This window comes from uncultured Microbacterium sp., assembly GCF_913776565.1.
Taxonomy (GTDB): domain Bacteria; phylum Actinomycetota; class Actinomycetes; order Actinomycetales; family Microbacteriaceae; genus Microbacterium.
Window position 1 is genome coordinate 1 of the sequence record NZ_CAJYPF010000201.1, and the last position, 3548, is coordinate 3548.

General features: G+C 68.0%; 3 protein-coding genes. All 3 read left to right on the plus strand.

The genetic code is table 11. The features are described from left to right. The first annotated feature begins 85 nt into the window (after positions 1 to 85). A complete protein-coding gene (locus QZ433_RS11290) occupies positions 86 to 1111 on the plus strand; it encodes a LacI family DNA-binding transcriptional regulator (protein WP_295783396.1) in 1026 nt (341 codons plus the stop codon). Between the two features lie 325 nt (positions 1112 to 1436). After that, on the plus strand, positions 1437 to 2540 hold the full coding sequence (gene chvE / locus QZ433_RS11295) for a multiple monosaccharide ABC transporter substrate-binding protein (protein WP_295783398.1): 1104 nt from the start codon (positions 1437 to 1439) through the stop codon (positions 2538 to 2540). A 160-nt stretch (positions 2541 to 2700) separates the two neighbouring features. Continuing rightward, positions 2701 to 3548, plus strand: an 848-nt coding sequence (locus tag QZ433_RS11300) for an ATP-binding cassette domain-containing protein (protein ID WP_295783401.1), incomplete at its 3' end; no start/stop codon positions are given.

Here is a 3548-nt window from a genome sequence, read left to right on the forward strand (position 1 = left end):
ACGCCGGGGTGAGCGGATCGCGACGCGTCGGTTATCCTCGTGTGACCGGTCACGCGAAAGCGCGCGACCCGCAATGAGGCGGACCATGAGCGACACCGACATCCCCGAGGCGAACGGGCGCGCCCCGAGCATCCGCGATGTCGCACGGCTGGCGGGAGTGTCTTACCAGACCGTCTCGCGCGTGATCAACAACAGTCCGCAGCTGCGTCCCGAGACGGCCGAGAAGGTCCGCTCGGCGATCGCCGAACTGAAGTTCGTACCCAATCAGGCCGCGCGCGCCCTCGCCACCAGCCGCTCCCGTCTCATCGGCGTGCTGGGCCCGCGGATGACCACGCACGGCACCTCGGCGATGGTCCAGGCGATCGAATCCGCCGCGCGGACGGCCGGGTACCGGCTGACGCTGACGAACCTCGCCACGAGCGCGCCCGACGATGTGCGGGCCTCGATCGACCACCTCATGCAGCAGTCCGTCGAGGGGCTGATCGCGGTCGCGCCGCAGACGCGGGTCGTACCGATCCTCGAGGAGCTGCAGCTGCCGGTTCCCGTGCAGACGGTGTCGTCGACGGGCACCTCGACCTCGCACAACGACCAGACGGCCGGGGCGCGCGCCGCCGTGCGCCATCTGATCGAGCTCGGTCACACGCGCATCCTGCACATCGCCGGACCCCGCGATTGGGTCGAGGCGGACCACCGCATGCGCGGCTATCTCGCCGAGATGGACGCCCACGACCTGTCCCCGCGTCCGCCGGTGCTCGGCGACTGGACGGCGCACTTCGGGTTCGAGGCCGGCCTCGAGCTTCTTCGGACCGAGGATGCCACTGCGGTGTTCGCCGGGAACGACCACATGGCGTTGGGTTTCATGCATGCCGTTCGGGCCAGAGGCCGCTCGGTGCCGGAGGACATCTCGGTCGTCGGTTTCGACGATGTGCCCGAGTCGGCCCACCTGTGGCCGCCGCTGACGACGGTCCGTCAGGACTTCGCCGGCATCGGAACGCGCGCGGTGACCGATCTGCTGGCCGCGCTCGGAGTCGGTGTCGAGGGCGACACGGTCGCTCAGCCCGGTCATCTGCGCCTCATCGTCCGCTCGTCGACCGCGCCGCCGCGGGCGTGAGCCTTCCGCGAACGTCACGTTTGCGCAACGGCTGCCCTTGCGACACGCAGGGACTTGACAGGTCCGCCGCAGGGCGGGGTAGCATCACACACACAATGTGAACGGTCACATGACCGGTCGCACAGGCCGACGGGACTCGCTGCGGAGCGGATCCGTCGAGACGAAGAGGTTTCGAACGACGCGGGTGCCCCGCCTCGCCGGACGGCTTCGTTTCGCCCCGACGACACGTGCGCCCGATCTGCGCCGGACGCCTCTAGCGGTGGGCTCCATGGGGAGAGACCGCGCCACATACCCAACGGAGGGAACCAGAGTGAAGAAGCACAGCATGCTCAAGGCGGTCGCGGGAGCGGGCGTCCTCGCGCTCGGCATCGGCCTCGCCGGTTGCGCGGGAGACCGCACCGGCGCCGGCAGCGGCGACGCGCAGGAGGCCGGCGGCACCATCGGTGTCGCGATGCCGACGCAGCAGTCGGAGCGGTGGATCGCCGACGGCAACAACGTCAAGTCGCAGCTCGAGGAGCTCGGCTACCAGGTCGACCTGCAGTACGCCAACGACGACATCCCCACCCAGGTCTCGCAGATCGAGAACATGATCACCACGGGCGCCAAGGCCCTGATCATCGCCTCGATCGACGGCACCACGCTCACCGACGTGCTGCAGCAGGCCAAGGACGCGAACATCCCCGTCATCGCGTACGACCGCCTCATCAACGGCACCGAGAACGTCGACTACTACACGACCTTCGACAACTACAAGGTCGGCGTCCAGCAGGCGACCTCGCTCCTGACCGGACTCGGCGTCCTCGACGCCTCGGGCAAGGACACCGGCGCCGCCGGTCCGTTCAACGTCGAGCTGTTCGCCGGGAGCCCCGACGACAACAACGCCACCTTCTTCTGGAAGGGCGCGATCGACACGCTCCAGCCCTACCTCGACAAGGGCACGCTCGTCGTCCCCTCGGGCCAGACCGAGTTCGGCCAGGCCGCGATCCTGCGCTGGCTGCCCGAGACGGCGCAGAAGCGCATGGAGAACATCCTCACCGTCATCGGCGGCACCAAGCTCCAGGGTGTCCTCTCGCCCTACGACGGTCTGTCGATCGGCATCATCTCGGCCCTCACCTCGGGCGGCTACTCCGCCGACGCCCTGCCCGTCATCACCGGTCAGGACGCCGAGGTCGGCTCGATCAAGTCGATTATCGCCGGTGAGCAGTACTCGACGATCTTCAAGGACACGCGCGAGCTCGCCAAGCAGGCCGTGACCATGGTCGACGACATCCGCAAGGGCGAGCAGCCCGAGGTCAACGACACCGAGACCTACGACAACGGCAAGAAGGTCGTCCCCTCGTACCTGCTCGAGTCGACCATCGTGACGAAGGACAACTACAAGGAGATCCTCGTCGACAGCGGTTACTACACCGAGGCCGACCTGGGTTGATCCCCCGGAAGGGCCCCGGCCCTTCCGCCCCCGCCTCCGCCGCGGCCCGATCGGGTCGCGGCGGAGGCTCCCGCGGGTCCGGCAACGGCATCCCGCCCCATCATCCCCACCGGCCACGAGCCGGTTCTGCAAGGAGGACCTCGTGAGCACCATCCTCGAGATGCGCTCGATCACCAAGGAGTTCCCCGGCGTCATCGCGCTCGCCGACGTGTCGCTGACCGTCGAGCGCGGAACGGTTCACGCCATCTGCGGCGAGAACGGCGCCGGCAAATCGACCCTCATGAAGGTGCTCAGCGGTGTGTATCCCGCGGGCGACTACCGTGGCGAGATCGTCTTCGACGGCGAGACCGTCGAGTTCAAGGACATCCGCGACAGCGAGGCCGCCGGCATCGTCATCATCCACCAGGAGCTCGCGCTCAGCCCCTACCTGTCGATCGCCGAGAACATCTTCCTCGGCAACGAGATCACCCACCGCGGTCTCATCGACTGGGATGCCACCAACAAAGAGGCGGCCAAGCTCCTCGCCCGCGTGGGTCTGGGCGACAGCCCCGACGTCCCGGTCAACGAGATCGGCGTCGGCAAGCAGCAGCTCGTCGAGATCGCCAAGGCGCTGTCCAAGGACGTCAAGCTCCTCATCCTCGACGAGCCGACCGCGGCGCTGAACGACGACGACTCCGAGCACCTGCTCGATCTGATCCGCCACCTGCGCGGTCAGAACATCACCTGCATCATCATCAGCCACAAGCTCAACGAGATCCGCGCGATCGCCGACGAGGTCACGATCATCCGCGACGGACGCACGATCGAGACGCTCGACGTCGCGACCGGCGGTACGAGCGAGGATCGCATCATCCGCGGCATGGTCGGCCGCGAGCTCGAGAACCGCTACCCCGACCGCGACGTCGAGATCGGCGACGAGGTCCTGCGCATCGAGGACTGGAACGTCAGCCACCCCACGGATGCCACGCGCACCGTCATCCACCAGGCCAACCTGAACGTGCGGGCGGG